General features: G+C 71.9%; 14 protein-coding genes. 4 read left to right on the plus strand and 10 right to left on the minus strand.

Annotated elements, in window-relative coordinates; translation table 11 throughout:
* Nucleotides 1-34: 34 nt before the first annotated feature.
* The gene (locus DEJ01_RS13870) at nucleotides 35-1630 is read left to right on the plus strand and encodes an acyl-CoA carboxylase subunit beta (RefSeq protein ID WP_071406413.1); all 1596 of its coding nucleotides are present in this window, start codon (nucleotides 35-37) and stop codon (nucleotides 1628-1630) included.
* A complete protein-coding gene (locus DEJ01_RS13875; protein WP_111093347.1) occupies nucleotides 1630-1884 on the plus strand; it encodes an acyl-CoA carboxylase subunit epsilon in 255 nt (84 codons plus the stop codon). Before DEJ01_RS13870 ends, DEJ01_RS13875 begins: the two co-directional genes overlap by 1 nt.
* A 671-nt stretch (nucleotides 1885-2555) precedes the next feature.
* Here DEJ01_RS13875 and DEJ01_RS13880 read toward each other — a convergent pair.
* From DEJ01_RS13880 to DEJ01_RS13895, 4 genes are all read right to left on the minus strand, one after another.
* The gene (locus tag DEJ01_RS13880; protein ID WP_071406459.1) at nucleotides 2556-3605 is read right to left on the minus strand and encodes a hypothetical protein; all 1050 of its coding nucleotides are present in this window, start codon (nucleotides 3603-3605) and stop codon (nucleotides 2556-2558) included.
* A complete protein-coding gene (locus DEJ01_RS13885) occupies nucleotides 3602-4855 on the minus strand; it encodes a sensor histidine kinase (RefSeq protein ID WP_111093348.1) in 1254 nt (417 codons plus the stop codon). Before DEJ01_RS13885 ends, DEJ01_RS13880 begins: the two co-directional genes overlap by 4 nt.
* Before the next feature lie 5 nt (nucleotides 4856-4860).
* Complete coding sequence (locus DEJ01_RS13890) at nucleotides 4861-5580, minus strand: response regulator transcription factor (RefSeq protein ID WP_017888757.1); 720 nt, start codon at nucleotides 5578-5580, stop codon at nucleotides 4861-4863.
* 176 nt (nucleotides 5581-5756) lie between these two features.
* Nucleotides 5757-7016 (minus strand): class I SAM-dependent RNA methyltransferase, encoded by a 1260-nt coding sequence (locus DEJ01_RS13895; protein WP_111038027.1) that lies wholly within the window; start codon nucleotides 7014-7016, stop codon nucleotides 5757-5759.
* 14 nt (nucleotides 7017-7030) lie between these two features.
* Here DEJ01_RS13895 and DEJ01_RS13900 point away from each other — a divergent pair, with 14 nt between their 5' ends.
* Together DEJ01_RS13900 and DEJ01_RS13905 are read left to right on the plus strand one after the other, a co-directional pair.
* Nucleotides 7031-7825 (plus strand): nucleoside triphosphate pyrophosphatase, encoded by a 795-nt coding sequence (locus DEJ01_RS13900; RefSeq protein ID WP_111093349.1) that lies wholly within the window; start codon nucleotides 7031-7033, stop codon nucleotides 7823-7825.
* A gap of 79 nt (nucleotides 7826-7904) precedes the next feature.
* Nucleotides 7905-9689: a biotin carboxylase N-terminal domain-containing protein gene (locus DEJ01_RS13905; RefSeq protein WP_111093350.1), complete on the plus strand. Its 1785-nt coding sequence runs from the start codon at nucleotides 7905-7907 to the stop codon at nucleotides 9687-9689.
* A gap of 85 nt (nucleotides 9690-9774) precedes the next feature.
* Here the strand turns inward: DEJ01_RS13905 and DEJ01_RS13910 are convergent, their stop codons facing one another.
* The 6 genes from DEJ01_RS13910 to DEJ01_RS13935 all read right to left on the minus strand — a co-directional run bounded on the left by DEJ01_RS13910 (nucleotide 9775) and on the right by DEJ01_RS13935 (nucleotide 15274).
* Nucleotides 9775-10659 carry a hypothetical protein gene (locus DEJ01_RS13910; RefSeq protein WP_111088157.1) on the minus strand — a complete coding sequence of 295 codons (885 nt, stop codon included), beginning with the start codon at nucleotides 10657-10659 and terminating at the stop codon, nucleotides 9775-9777.
* Between the two features lie 232 nt (nucleotides 10660-10891).
* Nucleotides 10892-12568, minus strand: coding sequence for a phospho-sugar mutase (locus DEJ01_RS13915; protein ID WP_111093351.1), 1677 nt, complete (start codon nucleotides 12566-12568; stop codon nucleotides 10892-10894).
* The gene (locus DEJ01_RS13920; protein WP_111031934.1) at nucleotides 12565-13407 is read right to left on the minus strand and encodes a purine-nucleoside phosphorylase; all 843 of its coding nucleotides are present in this window, start codon (nucleotides 13405-13407) and stop codon (nucleotides 12565-12567) included. Before DEJ01_RS13920 ends, DEJ01_RS13915 begins: the two co-directional genes overlap by 4 nt.
* 29 nt (nucleotides 13408-13436) lie before the next feature.
* Complete coding sequence (locus DEJ01_RS13925; protein WP_111093352.1) at nucleotides 13437-13715, minus strand: PTS sugar transporter subunit IIB; 279 nt, start codon at nucleotides 13713-13715, stop codon at nucleotides 13437-13439.
* Nucleotides 13712-14158: a PTS sugar transporter subunit IIA gene (locus DEJ01_RS13930; RefSeq protein WP_111029446.1), complete on the minus strand. Its 447-nt coding sequence runs from the start codon at nucleotides 14156-14158 to the stop codon at nucleotides 13712-13714. Before DEJ01_RS13930 ends, DEJ01_RS13925 begins: the two co-directional genes overlap by 4 nt.
* 3 nt (nucleotides 14159-14161) lie before the next feature.
* Nucleotides 14162-15274, minus strand: a complete 1113-nt coding sequence (locus DEJ01_RS13935) for an adenosine deaminase (protein WP_111022313.1) — start codon at nucleotides 15272-15274, stop codon at nucleotides 14162-14164.
* Nucleotides 15275-15360 lie beyond the last annotated feature (86 nt).

Genomic DNA, 15360 nt, shown 5'->3' on the forward strand with positions numbered 1-15360 from the left:
CCGGCAGCGTGGCACCCGCCGGTAGGGTGAGCGGGTGACTTCAGGAGACACCCCCGATCTGTCGACGACGGCCGGCCGACTGGCCGACCTCCGCGACCGGTACCACGAGGCCGTGACCGCCGCGGGCGAATCCGCCATCGCCAAGCAGCACGCGAAGGGCAAGGGCACCGCGCGCGAACGCATCGAGCAGCTGCTCGACGAGAACTCCTTCGTGGAGTTCGACGAGTTCGTGCGACACCGCACCACGTCGTTCGGCATGGACGCCAAGCGCCCCTACGGTGACGCGGTCGTCACCGGCGTCGGCACGATCCACGGCCGCAACGTCGCCGTCTACGCGCAGGACTTCACGGTCTTCGGCGGGTCGCTCGGCGAGGTCGCCGGCGAGAAGATCATCAAGGTCATGCAGCACGCGCTGAAGACGGGCGTGCCGATCATCGGCATCCTCGACTCCGGCGGCGCCCGCATCCAGGAAGGCGTCGTCGCGCTCGGCAAGTACGGCGAGATCTTCCGCCTGAACACCCAGGCCTCCGGCGTCATCCCGCAGCTGTCCATCGTGATGGGTCCGGCGGCCGGCGGTGCGGTGTACTCCCCCGCCCTCACCGACTTCGTCATCATGGTCGACAAGACCAGCCACATGTTCGTCACCGGCCCCGACGTCATCAAGACCGTCACGGGCGAGGACGTCGGCTTCGAGGAGCTCGGCGGCGCCCAGACGCACAACGCGGTCTCCGGCGTGGCCCACTACCTGGCCGAGGACGAGACCGACGCGCTCGACTACGCGCGCTCGCTCATCGGGTTCCTGCCGGACAACAACCTGTCCGACCCGCCCGCCTACGACGTCGCCCCGGAGCTCGAGACCACCGACGCCGACCACGAGCTCGACCTCGTGATCCCGGACTCGACGAACCAGCCGTACGACGTCACCACGATCATCGAGCACATCGTCGACGACGGTGAGTTCCTCGAGGTCCAGCCGCTCTTCGCGCCGAACATCCTGATCGGCTTCGGCCGGGTCGAGGGCCGCACGGTCGGCATCATCGCGAACCAGCCGCAGGCGATGGCCGGCACGCTGAACATCGACGCGGGCGAGAAGGCCGCCCGCTTCGTGCGGTTCTGCGACGCGTTCGGCATCCCGATCCTGACCCTGGTGGACGTGCCCGGCTACCTGCCCGGCACCGACCAGGAGTGGACCGGCGTCATCCGCCGCGGCGCGAAGCTGCTGTACGCCTACGCCGAGGCCACCGTCCCGCTCGTCACCGTCATCACCCGCAAGGCCTACGGCGGCGCGTACATCGTCATGGGTTCCAAGCAGCTCGGCGCCGACATCAACCTGGCGTGGCCGACCGCCGAGATCGCCGTCATGGGCGGCCAGGGTGCCGTCAACATCCTGTACCGCGCCGAGATCAAGCGCGCCGAGGAGTCCGGCGAGGACGTCGCCGCGGTCCGCACGAAGCTCGCGAACGAGTACACGTACAACGTCGCGTCGCCGTACCTGGCGGCCGAGCGCGGTGAGCTCGACGGCATCATCCAGCCGCACGCGACGCGCGTGTCGGTCATCAAGGCCCTCCGGTCGCTGCGGGGCAAGCGCGCCACGCTGCCCCCGAAGAAGCACGGGAACATCCCCCTCTGATGGGTCGCCACGCAGCAGCCGTGCCCTCGGACGAGCCCGCCTCGGTGGCGGACGTCCGGGTGGTCTCCGGCGACCCCACCCCCGAGGAACTCGCCGCCGTCGTGGCCGTCCTGCAGCGCCAGGCCGACGAGTCCGCTGCCGCCGGACGCGCCGCCGTGGTCGTCGAGCCCCGCACCGGGTGGGACGCGGCGGCCCGCGGACTCCGCCGCCCGCTCGACCACGGACCGGGTGCCTGGGGCCGATCGCTCCGCTGATGTACCCCTCGTGCGCGGGCGGCCGGGACGGTTGCAGGGCGCACTTCCCGGTCGGTATCCCCTCACTCGGGGGACACGTTCAGCGGATACGGACCGGAAATGCCGGAATTGTCCCCCATAATGACGACTGACATGCAGCTCGTGCGTCGGCATAGTAGTTGGTGTTCGGTGTCCTTCAACGAAAGACATCGCAGGACGGTGGCCGACTAGGGTACGAAGCCACCGCCCGCTGCGAGGCAGGGCGACATTCGGGTTGTCGCTCAGCCTCGGGTCGTGAACGGGCCGGTCGGTATCCGACCGGCCCGTTCCCCGTTTCCGGGGCGTGTGGCGGCCGCGGGCGGGCGTCGGTGCGGTTGGCGGGGCGGCTGGCGAGGCCGATCCGGAACGACACCGTCGACGTCGTACGACAATGACATGGTCGCTTCCGTGCGCGCGCCCGCCCGACGCACGCACATGACGGCCTGGAGGCCCGTGGCGGTGCCGCCACGGGCCTCCCGGCTGTCCCCCATCGCGTCCACCGCCGCCCGCACGCCCGGCGCACCACGCGCGTCCGCAGCGCCGTCCGCACCACGTTCGCACCACGTTCGCGACGATCCACGCGTCGATCACGTGGTGCAGGGTCGCAACACGCGCGCACGCGCTGCCGCGCGCTGTACCGGGCGTGCCGCGCGCTATGCCGGCTCGTGCCGCGGGATCTCCAGCCAGAGCGCGACGGAGTCGTCCTCGTCCCCGTCGTCGTCGTCCATGCCCGCTCCGAGCGCTGCGGACTCGCTGGCCGCGCCGTCGAGACGGAGTCCGACGACGGTGACCGCGGAGTCGGAGCCCTCGCCGACCGTCCGGACGATGACGTTGTCGGCATCGCGGGCCTGCCGGAGCGCCTCGGCGACACGGGCGTGGATGCGCCGGATGTCCGGGGCGTCCAGGTCGTCGAGTCCGCCGTCGTCGTGCAGCTGGACGGTCGCGCCGCGGCGACGCAGGCGCATCACCTCGTCGCGGACGTCGTCGGACAACAGGGACCGGCCCCGTATCTCGTCCCGGATGGCCTGCTCGAGGTGCAGGCACTCGGCGCGGTCGGCGTCGTCGAGGTCGCCGCAGGAGTCGATGATGCGCTGCAGCATCGGCAGGGCCATCCGGGTGGTCTGGCTCAGGCGGAACTGCCGCTCGAACACGTGGGCGTCCTGCGCGGCCTGCCAGTCGGCGGTCTCCTGCTCGGCGAGGACGAGTTCACGGGTGTTCCGGATGGCGCGGCTCATCGCGGCGGCGAAGACGGTGGCGATCGCGACCCAGGCGACGCTGCCGACCACGCCGAGCCCACCGAGCGAGCCGAGACCGGCCCAGGCGACGGTGTACACGGTCAGGAACAGGACGCCGGCCCACGCGAAGGGGCCCCGACCGCGCACGACGAGCACCACCATGAGCGTGCCGATGGCCGCGATCCACCAGGTGGCGGAGCCCGGACCACGACCGTCGACGAGGACGGGGGCGGCGATCACCGGCATCACGATCGCGGTGGCGAGGGAGAAGCAGGCCGTCCAGACCGGCAGGACCCTGCCGGGGACGAACAGTGCGAGGCCGGTGGCCGCGGCGTACAGGACCATGCAGGCGATGATCGGGGCGACCTGGTCGACGCGCGGCAACGTGGCCGCGGCGAGGACCAGGTGGTAGAGGGAGAACAGCGACGCCAGGCCGAGGGCGATGCTCGCCGGCAGGGAGACCTTCATGCGGTCGTCCTCGCGGCCGGCGACCACGTCAGCACGATGCGGGTGCCCTCGCCCGGCGCGGTGTGCACCTCGGCGCGGCCGTCGACGGTCGCGACGCGCTCCACGATGGAGCGGCGGACACCGAGCCGTTCGGCGGGGATGTCCGCGACGTCGAACCCGCGGCCCTCGTCACCGACCTCGACGAGCACCCCCTGCCCCTGCTGCTCGATGCGGACCCAGCGGGAGACGTCAGCGTCGCCGGCGTGCTGCACGCTGTTCACCGCGGCCTGCAGCGCCGCCGACGCCAGCGCGTCGGCGACCGACGCGGGCAGGCGGACCGACCCGGTCGGCGTCGGGACGAGACGGACCGGAGCGGGCAACGCACCGACCCCCTCGCGGATGCGCGCCCGGAGTTCCCCGAGGGCGACCGGCGCGACGTCACCGGGGCCGTCGGTGGCGGCGGCCTCGAGGTGGTCGATCGCGTTCCGGGCCATCCGCGCGGCGAGGGTCTTGGCCTCGAGCGTGTCGGCCCGTGCGGCGGAGAGCAGCGTCGTGAGCACGCTGTCGTGCACGATGGCGTCCACCTGGACCCGCTCGACCTCGGTCGCGTGTTCGCGGATGGCGAGCGAGTACCGCCGCACGGCCGTGGACTGCGCCGTGTCGACCGACGTGGCCGCACGCCGCAGCACCACGGCGATGACGAGCACCGCACCGCTGAGCAGCGCCGTGTACACGCCGTCGAGCAGGACCGCGAGGACCCCGACGTCGCCGCCGAGCGGGCTGAGCCGGATGACGACGTAGACCGCCGGCACGAGCGCCGTGTAGACCGTCGCACGCCACGTGGCGAAGCCCATCGCCGCCGCCGTGCAGCCGACCGTGCAGAACCACCACGGCCACGGCTGCTGCGCCGACGGGATGGGCTCCTGCACGGTCGCCGTCCACGTCACGAGCACGACGAGGAACAGCAGCGCACAGACGATCTGCGCCAGCTGCGCGACCCGCTGCACGAAGGCCGAGACCCCGATGAACACGAACGACGCCGCGAGGGCGAGCATCAGCGTCGGCCCCCAGAACGGGTCGAGGTACGGCAGCTGCTGCAGGACCGCGGGCGCGTCGACGATGCCGAGGCCGATCGCCGCCATCGCGAGGAGGATCGCGAACGCGCGCTCGACCGACGCCTGCGTGATCGAGGCGCGGACGCTGCGCGCCGGATCGGCGCCGAAGGGCGCCGGTTCGACGACCGTCCGCGCCGACTCAGCCGCGGTCGCCATCCGTGTCAGCGACCGTCGCCGTCGGGGTCGATGCCCGAGTCGAGCCCGGGGAGGATCCCGTCCTCGACGGCTCGACGCAGCAGGTCGACCTTCGTCGGGGCCGGGCGACCGACCTCGACGTACTTCACACGGATCCGGTCGAGGTACTCACGGGCCGTCGAGTACCCGATGCCGAGCTGCTGGGCGGCGAGCTTGAGCGGGAGACCCGAGGCGTAGAGGTGCAGGATCTCGCGCTCGCGACGGCCGAGCTGCGCCTTCGCGAAGTCACGGTCGGCGTCGATGGCGCTCGCCCACTCGAGGTTGTTGAGCACGTCACCGCGTGCGACGGTGGCGACCGCCGCCATCACGGTCTTGGTGGCCGAGGACTTCGGGATGACGCCGGCAGCCCCTGCTGCGAGCGCCTCACGCACGTTGGCGACACGGTCCGCGATGGAGTGCACGAGCACCGCCGATCCCGTCCCCTGCACGCCCTTGACGTTCTCGGTCACGGTCGAACCGTCACCGAGGGACAGGTCGAGGACGACGACGTCGACCTCTCGCCCGTCGAGGTTCTGGACGTACTCGGGGACGCTGGCGGCGGTGAGCACCACCTCGAACCCCTCGTTCTGGCACGCCGCCTGGATCCCGAGTCGGACGGACTCGTGGTCGTCGACGATCGCGACCCGGACCGGCCTGGTGGCCGCCCCTGACGTCTCGGTGCTGGTGGTTGTCGTTCCTGCTGCCACAGTGGCCTCTCGTTCCGATGCGCGACGCCGGCCCCTGAAACCGGAGTGCCATCAACGACCCAGGATACCCAGCCCGGACTCAGGTGCGGGGCTTCTCCGCTGCGCCACGCTGGCCGGTCCGCCGATTGGTGGACACCCCGACACGCAAGGACCCGCGGTCGAGCGACCCCCGGACCTCAGCGCGTGGGGACCAGGCGTGCGACGGCTTCCAGGTGGTGCGTGTGCGGGAACAGGTCGAAGGCCCGCAGTGCTTCGAGTCGGTAGCCGAGGTCGGCGAACGTCGCGACGTCGCGGGCCAGCGCCACCGGGTCGCACGCCACGTAGACGACCTGCTCCGGCTGGAGCGCGGCGATCTGCACGACCACGTCACGACCGGCACCGGCGCGGGGCGGGTCGAGCACGATCGTGCCGGCGCGGAAGCGGTCCTTCTCGGCGCGCGAGGCGTTCGCCACGGTGTTCGTCAGCCAGCGGTCGACGCGGCCGGTCTCGGCGCGGGCACCGAGCCACTCGGACAGGTTCTCCTGCGCGTGCTCGGTGGCACGGGCGGCGCTCTCGACGCTCGTGATGCGTGCCTTCGGGCCGACCAGGTCACCGAGGGCGGCGGCGAGCAGGCCGACACCGCCGTACAGGTCCAGGTGGGTGCCCTCGGGGTCGAGGCGATCGCGGTCGACCAGGTCCTGCACGGCCTCGGTGAGCACGGTCGCCGCGGCCCGGTGCACCTGCCAGAACCCGTTGTCGTCGACCTGGAACGTGCGTTCCCCCACGACCTCGGTCACCACGGTGGGCTTCTGGTCGTCGATGACGAGCCGCGCGCCCTCGGAGCCGCTCGGTGCGAGGACGTCGATGACCGAGGACCCCGGCAGCGCACCACGGCCGAGCGGGGCGCTCTGCTGCACGACGGCGGTCGCGAGCGGCAGGCCGGTCACCGGGATGACGGAGTGGGAGCGGGCCGCGAACGGGCCGGCGGTGCCCTGCTCGTCGACGTGCAGCCGGACGCGGGTGCGCCAGCCGAGGCCGTTCGCCGCGTCGTCGCCGGGCGCGGCCTCGACGACGACGTCGTGGCCGAGCACCTCGGCGAGGTCCATCCGCGCGAACCGCGCGAACGAGTCGACGAGGACGTCGTGCTTCAGCGTGCGCTGGTGTGCGAGGGCGATGTGCCCGAACTCGGCACCACCCGGGCGCGTCTCGGGGTCACGCTCGAGCGCGGCCTCGGGCCAGACGTGGTCGACGCGGTGCTCGCTCGGCGTGATGACGCTGACCGTGTCGGCGCGCCAGAACGACTTCTTGCGGTCCTCGGTCACCCGGGCGACGACGCGCTCCCCGGGGATCGCGTCCGAGACGAAGACCACCCGTCCTTCGTGCCGTGCCACCGAGATGCCGCCGTGGGCGATCCCGGTGACGTCGAGTTCGAGCAGCGTGCCGACGGATTCACCCATGGTGAGATGGTCCCATGCGTCTGTACCTCGCGAGTACATCCCCCGCCCGCCGAGCACTCCTCGCCCAGTCCGGGATCGAACCCGTGCTCGTGTCCCCCGGGGTCGACGAGGACGCCGTCGGCGCCGCAGCAGCGGCATCCCTCGGCCGCGACCTGACCGGTCCGGAGCTCGTCTCGCTCCTCGCCGTCGCGAAGGCGTCCGCGGTCGCCGACTCCGCGGTCGCCGGGTCGCCGGTCGACGGCGTGGTGTTCGGCGGGGACTCCGCGTTCGAGGTCGACGGACAGCTGTACGGCAAGCCGCACGACCCGGCGGTCGCCCGGGAGCGCTGGCGGCAGATGCTCGCCGCCGGCGGCGGGACCCTGTGGAGCGGGCACTGCGTGATCGATCGACGACGCGACGACCGGCACCGGGACCCGGAACCGGCCACGGGACGGCCTGGAGGCGCGGCACCGGCCCGCACCGTGCCTCCCGTCCGGTCCTTGGTCACGTCCGCCGCCGGCGTCCCGCAGCTGGGTGACGTCGCGCCCGGCGGATCGGCGCTGGCCGCCGGTGGCGACCGCGTGGTCGCGGTCGACAGCGCGGTGCTGACCTTCGCCGACGACGTGTCCGTCGACGAGATCGACGCGTACGTCGCGACGGGCGAGCCGCTCGAGGTGGCGGGTGCGTTCACCATCGACGGTCGGGCCGCGGCGTACATCACGCGGATCGACGGAGCACCGTCCGCCGTGATCGGGATGTCGCTGCCGGTGCTGCGGTCGATGCTGCTCCGGGGCTTCGGCATCGCCTGGCACGACCTGTGGGCACTGTAGACATCCGCACCTCTTCCGGGTGGTTCTTTGTGGGTGCCAGTCAAAACGCACTCCCGCCGCACGAATACGCTGCTGTGTCATGCCCCGTATCAGCAAGGTCCTCATCGCGAACCGCGGCGAGATCGCCGTCCGCATCATCCGCGCGGCCCGCGACGCGGGCAAGGCATCGGTCGCGGTCTACGCCGACCAGGACCGCGATGCCCTGCACGCCCGCCTCGCCGACGAGGCCTACGCGCTGAACGGCACCACGAGCGCCGACACGTACCTCGTCATCGACAAGATCATCTCGGTCGCCCGCCGCTCCGGTGCGGACGCCGTGCACCCGGGCTACGGGTTCCTCGCCGAGAACGCCGACTTCGCCCGCGCCGTCATCGACGCCGGGCTCGTCTGGATCGGCCCGTCGCCGGAGTCGATCGAGCGCCTCGGCGACAAGGTCTCCGCGCGCCACGTCGCCGAGAAGGTCGGCGCACCGCTCGCCCCCGGCACCATCGAGCCCGTGCAGGACGTCTCCGAGGTCTTCGACTTCGTCGACCAGGTCGGTCTGCCCGTCGCGATCAAGGCGGCGTTCGGCGGTGGCGGTCGTGGTCTGAAGGTCGTCCGCGACCGTGCCTCGGTCGAGGAGCTCTTCGAGTCCGCCACGCGTGAGGCGATCGCCGCGTTCGGTCGGGGCGAGTGCTTCGTCGAGAAGTACCTGGACAAGCCGCGCCACGTCGAGACCCAGTGCCTGGCGGACGAGCACGGCAACGTCGTCGTGGTCTCCACCCGCGACTGCTCGCTGCAGCGACGCCACCAGAAGCTCGTCGAGGAAGCCCCGGCGCCCTACCTGACGTCCGAGCGGCAGACCGCACTGTACGAGTCGTCCAAGGCGATCCTGCGCGAGGTCGGCTACGTCGGCGCCGGCACCTGCGAGTTCCTCATCGGTGCCGACGGCACCGTGTCGTTCCTCGAGGTGAACACCCGCCTGCAGGTCGAGCACTGCGTCTCCGAAGAGGTCACCGGCATCGACCTGGTGCGCGAGCAGTTCCGCATCGCCGAGGGTGGCGTGCTCGACTACTCGGACCCCACGCCGCGGGGACACTCGTTCGAGTTCCGCATCAACGGCGAGGACCCGGGTCGCAACTTCTTCCCCGCGCCCGGCCCCGTGCACGCGTTCAACGCACCGTCCGGCCCCGGCGTCCGTGTCGACTCGGGTGTCGTCTCCGGTGACGTCGTGTCCGGGTCGTTCGACTCGATGCTCGCGAAGCTGATCGTCACCGGCGCCACCCGTGCCGAGGCGCTGGAGCGTTCGCGTCGTGCACTCGCCGAGTTCGAGGTCACGGGCCTGCCGACCGTGCTCCCCTTCCACCGTGCCGTGGTGTCCGACCCGGCGTTCGCGACGGCCGACGACGAGCCGTTCAGCATCTACACGCAGTGGATCGAGACCGACTTCGTGAACGACATCCCGGCGTGGAGCGGTTCCCCCGAGGAACTGCCGGCGCCGGCTGCGCGCGACAGCGTCGTGGTCGAGGTGCAGGGCAAGCGCATCGAGGTCACCATGCCGTCGATCGTCGGTGGCGGTGCTGCCGGCGGCGTCGCCGGTCGTCGTCCGGCCGGCCCCACCGCTCCCCCGAAGCGCCGCTCGTCGGCCGTCCGCGGGGGCCTGGCGAAGTCCGGGTCGTCCGTCGCGTCGCCGATGCAGGCCACCGTGGTGAAGCTCGCGGTCGCCGAGGGTGACACCGTGGTGAAGGGCGACCTGCTCGTCGTGCTCGAGGCCATGAAGATGGAGCAGCCCGTGCAGGCCCACAAGGACGGCGTCGTCACCGGGCTGAACGCCCCGGTCGGCCAGACGGTCTCGTCCGGTCACGTGCTGCTCGAGCTCGCGTAGCGCGCGGGTTCTTGCTCTCCCCCGGAACCAGGTTCCGGACACAGCACCGTGCATCTACACGGTGCTGTGTCCGTTCCCCGGTGCGTCACCACGTCGGTGTCGTGCGGCTCGCCAGTGGGACCGGGAGTCCGGACCTCCGGAGCGTGAACGGAGCATCCCCGCCGGGCAGAACCTCGCGCCAGATCAGCCTCGCGACACCGCGGACCCCCGGGACTGCACGCACCGCGTCTTCTCGGAACTTCTCCGCGATCACCACTTCTTCTGCCGTCCGCGCGCCCCGAACCTCGCCGGCCCGGTACTTGACGAGTCCGTCGAACTCCACGACCACCCCCTGCTCCGGAAACCAGAAGTCGACCCGTGCGATGCATCGGCCGTCGACGGAGAACTCGTGTTGCAGCTCCGGCCGTGGCAACCCGAGATCGTGCATCACCAACAGCGCGAGGCTCTCTCCGGCGGACTCGATCCGACCGTCCGCGAGCTCGAGGAGCGCTCGGACCCGCTGGACACCGCGGCGTGTCGGTCGCGACTCGAGTTCGGCCAGCAGGTCGTGACGGTCGCCCCCTCGTCGGAGCACCGCGTCGAGGATGACCAGGGCATGGCCCCGGTCGGATCGGAGCGCAACGTCGATGGCCGTGGTCACCAGGTCCGTCGTCTCGACCCCGTCGATGAGCACGGTTGCCACGTCTCGACCACGTGCCGGCACCTTGTCGCTGAACCGCAGGCGCTGCGCGCGGTCGCGCGTGGGGTCGGTGAGGGCCACGCGATCCGGGAGTGGCCCGAACCAGGGCAGCTCGTGCATCACGACGGCCGACGCGTGCGACACGATCAGCCCCGGACGGGAGGCAGCGAGGACGGCATCGATCCGGGCACGGTGACGAGCCGCTTCCGACGCATCCCGGAACGCCTGGGCGGGGGTCGAAACGCCGTGGCCGATGCGGAGGAACTCGCCCCGCTCCGTTCTGCGCCGCATGCTGCGAGCCGTTGCGCTGTCCACCGGAGTCGTCATGAGCGTGAGGCGTTCCATCGGGACAGCGTGGCGTCCCGGCGGCCGCTCACGGCACGATGACCCGGTCGCTGTGGAGAACCAGCCGACCCGTTGCCATTGTGGAGCGGTACCGGGCTTACGCGACACTGCGGAATGGACACAGCACCGCGAAGATGCACGGTGCTGTGTCCCGAACCTGGTTCGGGCGGACCGCGCCCTACGACACCAAGGGGCGCACCGCGTCGGCGAGGGCGTCGACCAGGCGCTGGGCCTCGGCGGGGGTGTCCGCGACGGTGTCGACGTACACCTTCACCTTGGGCTCGGTCCCGCTCGGGCGGACGATCACCCGGGCGTCGCCGGACAGGTCGTAGCGCAGGATGTCCGAGGGCGGGAAGCCCGCCACCCCGTCGGCGTAGTCCGTCACCGTGTGCACGTCGAGCCCGCCGAGCGTCGACGGCGGCGTGGACCGGAGCGACGCCATGATCTCGCCGATGCGCGACAGGTCGTCGACGCGGGTCGCCACCTGCCCCGACGCGAACGCTCCGAACTCGGCGGCGAAGGCCTCGAGGTGGTCGGCGATGGTCGAGCCCGACGCGGCGAGCTCGTCGGCGAGGGACAGCAGTTCGAGCGCAGCCGAGATGCCGTCCTTGTCGCGCACGACCGACGGGTCGACCAGGTAGCCCAGGGCCTCTTCGTAGCCGAACAGCAGCTCGGGCACCCGCGAGACCCACTTGAAGCCGGTCAGGGTGTCGCGGTACTCCAGCCCGTGGCGCGCAGCCACCCGGGCCAACGCCGGCGACGAGACGATCGACGCGGCGAGCGTGCCGGTCGCGCCCGACTCGGACGCCCGTGCAGCGGCACGCCACCCGAGCAGCCAGCCCACCTCGTTGCCCGAGAGCCGACGGTACGACGGCGCACCGGCGTCCGAGGCCGTCGGGATCGCGAGTGCGAGCCGGTCGGCGTCGGGGTCGTTCGCGATCACCAGATCGGCGCCGACGGCGAGACCACGGGCGATCGCCAGGTCCATCGCACCCGGCTCCTCGGGGTTCGGGAACGACACCGTCGGGAACGCACCGTCCGGCTCGATCTGCTCCGGCACGACCGCCGGCTCGGCGAACTCGGCCGCGGCGAACACCGCGCGGGCGGTCTCCCACCCGACGCCGTGCATGGCCGTGTAGACGACCTTCGGCTGCTCCTCGACCCCGAGTGCCGGAGCGGGCACGATCGCGGCCGTGGCGGCCACGTAGGCGTCGACGAGGGCCGACGTCGCGACGGTGTAGTCCGTGCCGCGCGGCAGGTCGGTGACGGAGCCCGCGGCCACAGCGTCGATGGCGGCCGCGATCTCACCGTCGACGGGCGGCACGATCTGCGAGCCGTCGTCGTCCTGACCGAGGTAGACCTTGTACCCGTTGTCCCGCGGCGGGTTGTGGCTCGCGGTGACCATGACGCCAGCACCGACGTCCAGGTGCCGGACGGCGAACGCGAGCACCGGCGTCGGCAGGGCCGAGGGCAGCAGGGTGACCTCGAGCCCGAGGCCGCGCATGACCTCGGCCGAGTCACGTGCGAAGACGTCCGAGTTCACCCGGCCGTCGTACCCGATCACGACGCTGCGCGAGCGCCCGGTGCCGATGAGGAACCGTGCGAGCCCCGCAGCGGCCTGGGTCACGACGACCCGGTTCATGCGCAGCGGGCCCCAGCCGAGCTCCGCGCGGAGTCCGGCGGTGCCGAACTGCAGCCGGCCGTCGAACCGCTCGGCGAGCGCCCGGACAGCGGGACCGTCACCGTCGGCCGCCGCGTCGATCGCCGCGGCCAGCTCGTCACGGGTCTCCGGGTCGGGGTCCTGCGCCAGCCACGCCCGCGCGGTGCCGAGCACCTGGTCGAGGTCGAGCTTCACGAGGCTGGCTGCCCGAGTGCGGCGACCACGCGTGCGAGCAGGTCGGCGATGACCGGCTCGGCCTGCTTGCCGGCCTCGAGCACCTCGGTGTGCGACAGCGGGGTCTTCTGGATGCCCGCGGCGAGGTTCGTGATGAGCGAGAACCCGAGGACCTCCATGCCGGCCTGACGGGCCGCGATGGCCTCGAGCGCGGTGGACATGCCGACGATGTGTCCGCCGATGGTCTTCGCCATCTGGACCTCGGCCGGGGTCTCGTAGTGCGGGCCGCGGAACTGCGTGTACACGCCCTCGTCGAGCGACGGGTCGACCGTCCGGGCCAGCTCGCGCAGCCGCGCCGAGTACAGGTCGGTCAGGTCGATGAACGTCGCGCCCTCGAGCGGGCTGTCCGCGGTCAGGTTGATGTGGTCGCTGATGAGCACCGGGGTGCCCGGGGTCCAGTGCTCCTTGATGCCGCCGGCGCCGTTGGTCAGCACCATGATCGAGGCACCGGTCGCCGCGGCCGTGCGGACGCTGTGCACGACCCGACGGACCCCGTGGCCCTCGTAGTAGTGGGTGCGGGCACCGATGACGAGCGCGTGGCGGCCGTCGGCGAGGCGGATCGACCGGATGGTGCCGGAGTGTCCGGGGACGGCCGAGGCGCTGAACCCGGGGACCTGCTCGGCCGGGATCTCGGACACGGTCTCACCGATGATGTCGGCGGCCTTGCCCCAGCCCGACCCGAGGGTCAGGGCGATGTCGTGCCGCTCGATGCCGGACTGTTCGGCGATGACGGCGGCGGCGGCCCGCGCGACCTCGAACGGGTCGGCAGCGGGGTCGTTCAGCGGGTTCTCGGTGCTCATGCCCCAACTCTAAAGGGCGGACTGCACGCTCAGTGCTCGCCGAGCGCCCGGTCCACCGCCGCCGTGATCTCGCCCTGGTCGAAGTGGTTCGCGATGACGATGACCTCGGCGTAGGTGTCACCGATCGCCTCGACGAACTCCTGACTCGTCAGGATCACGTTGGCGTCGTCGGAGACGTCCCGCACGGACGCGACGTCCGCCGCGACGACCGACGCAGACAGCCCGAGGGCGTCGAGCGCCTTCTCGGCGTTCAACTTGAGGATGCCGCTCGAGCCGATGCCGGCGCCGCAGATGGTCACGATCTTCACGCGGAGACCCCCATGATCGCGCGGACCTCGTCCGCCGTGGTCGCCGCCGCGATCCGTCCGGTCACGGTGGCGTCGTTGAACAGGTTCGCGATCTCGCCGATCGACTCCAGGTGGGTGCCGACCTCGGCCACCGCGAGCCCGAGCACCACACGGACGGGGTCGTTGTGCGGGTGGCCGAACGCCACCGGCGTCGCGAGCGTCACGATCGCGAGTCCGTCCCGCACGACGGCGCCACCCGGCCGGGCGTGCGCGAACGCGAGCCCCGGCGAGATGACGATGTACGGCCCGTGCTCCTCGACCATGCCGATCATGGCGTCGGTGTACTCGTCGGTGGTGGCGCCCGAGGCGACGAGCGCACCGCCGACCAGGCGCATCGCGTCACGCCACGCGGGCGCGTCCGCACCGAGGAGGACGGCGGTGTCCGGCAGCGGTGGCAGTCCCATGCGTCAGGCCTCCTGGTACCCGGCCGTGATGGTGGCGATGATCTCCTCGCGGTCCTCGAGCGGCAGGAACGACCCGAGCGCGGCGTTGATCTGGAACGCCGCCAGGTCGTCGAGGTCGTACCCGAACGTGCCGGCGAGCAGTGCGAGCTCCTTCGACAGCGAGGTCCCGCTCATCAGGCGGTTGTCGGTGTTCACCGTGACCCGGAAGCCGAGCTGGTAGAGCACGTCGAACGGGTGGTCGGCGAGGTCGTCGCCCCACGCGGCGATCGCCCCGGTCTGCAGGTTGGACGACGGCGAGACCTCGAGCGGGATCTCGCGGTCACGGACCCACGAGGCGACCTCGCCCAGGGAGGCCAGCGTCGAGCCGTCCCCGGCGTCGGACAGGGCGACGTCCTCGAAGATGCGGACGCCGTGCCCGAGGCGGAGCGCCCGGCCGTCGACCAGCGCGGAGCGGATGGACGCGAGCCCGTCGGCCTCGCCCGCGTGCACGGTGACGGGGAACAGTTCGGACGCCAGGTAGTCGAAGGCGGCGCGGTGGTTCGAGGCGGGGAACCCGGCTTCGGCACCGGCGATGTCGAAGCCGACGACCCCGGCGTCACGATGGCGGACGGCGAGCTCGGCGATCTCGAGCGACCGGTCGGCGTGCCGCATCGCGGTGACGAGCTGGCCGACGCGGATGCGCCCACCGGCGGCGTCGACGGCTTCCTCGATGCCGGCCTGCACGGCCTCCACCGTCTGGTCGAGGGTCAGTCCGCCCTGCAGGTGCTGCTCCGGCGCCCAGCGGACCTCGCCGTAGACGACGCCGTCGGCGACCAGGTCCTCGACGAACTCGCGGGCGATCCGGGTGAGCTGCGGCGCGGTCTGCATCACCGACGTGGTGACGTCGAACGTCTTCAGGTACTCGACCAGGGAGCCGGAGTTCGACTGGTCGGCGAACCACTGCCCGAGCTCGGCCGGGTCGGTGGTGGGGAGCGACACACCCGCCGAGGCCGCGAGCTCGATGATGGTCGCGGGCCGCAGGCCGCCGTCGAGGTGGTCGTGCAGCGAGACCTTCGGCAGGTCGTTGATGACCGCCCCGGCGTCGGGCAGGCGGTAGGTCGGGGCGTCGGCGCTCATGCCCCCAGGCTATCGGTGGTCACCGCCGCCGCGCAGGCACCTGTGCACAACCCACGACGGAAGACACTGGAGGCTCCCCACAGGTG

The organism is Curtobacterium sp. MCLR17_040 (genome assembly GCF_003234735.1).
GTDB classification, from domain to species: domain Bacteria; phylum Actinomycetota; class Actinomycetes; order Actinomycetales; family Microbacteriaceae; genus Curtobacterium; species Curtobacterium flaccumfaciens.

Coding starts and splice junctions, on each gene's coding strand:
- DEJ01_RS13875 (WP_111093347.1), top strand. CDS start 1,630: ATGGGTCGCCACGCAGCAGCCGTGCCCTCGGACGAGCCCGCCTCGGTG.
- DEJ01_RS13880 (WP_071406459.1), bottom strand. CDS start 3,605: ATGAAGGTCTCCCTGCCGGCGAGCATCGCCCTCGGCCTGGCGTCGCTG.
- DEJ01_RS13885 (WP_111093348.1), bottom strand. CDS start 4,855: ATGGCGACCGCGGCTGAGTCGGCGCGGACGGTCGTCGAACCGGCGCCC.
- DEJ01_RS13895 (WP_111038027.1), bottom strand. CDS start 7,016: ATGGGTGAATCCGTCGGCACGCTGCTCGAACTCGACGTCACCGGGATC.
- DEJ01_RS13900 (WP_111093349.1), top strand. CDS start 7,031: ATGCGTCTGTACCTCGCGAGTACATCCCCCGCCCGCCGAGCACTCCTC.
- DEJ01_RS13905 (WP_111093350.1), top strand. CDS start 7,905: ATGCCCCGTATCAGCAAGGTCCTCATCGCGAACCGCGGCGAGATCGCC.
- DEJ01_RS13910 (WP_111088157.1), bottom strand. CDS start 10,659: ATGCGGCGCAGAACGGAGCGGGGCGAGTTCCTCCGCATCGGCCACGGC.
- DEJ01_RS13920 (WP_111031934.1), bottom strand. CDS start 13,407: ATGAGCACCGAGAACCCGCTGAACGACCCCGCTGCCGACCCGTTCGAG.
- DEJ01_RS13930 (WP_111029446.1), bottom strand. CDS start 14,158: ATGGGACTGCCACCGCTGCCGGACACCGCCGTCCTCCTCGGTGCGGAC.
- DEJ01_RS13935 (WP_111022313.1), bottom strand. CDS start 15,274: ATGAGCGCCGACGCCCCGACCTACCGCCTGCCCGACGCCGGGGCGGTC.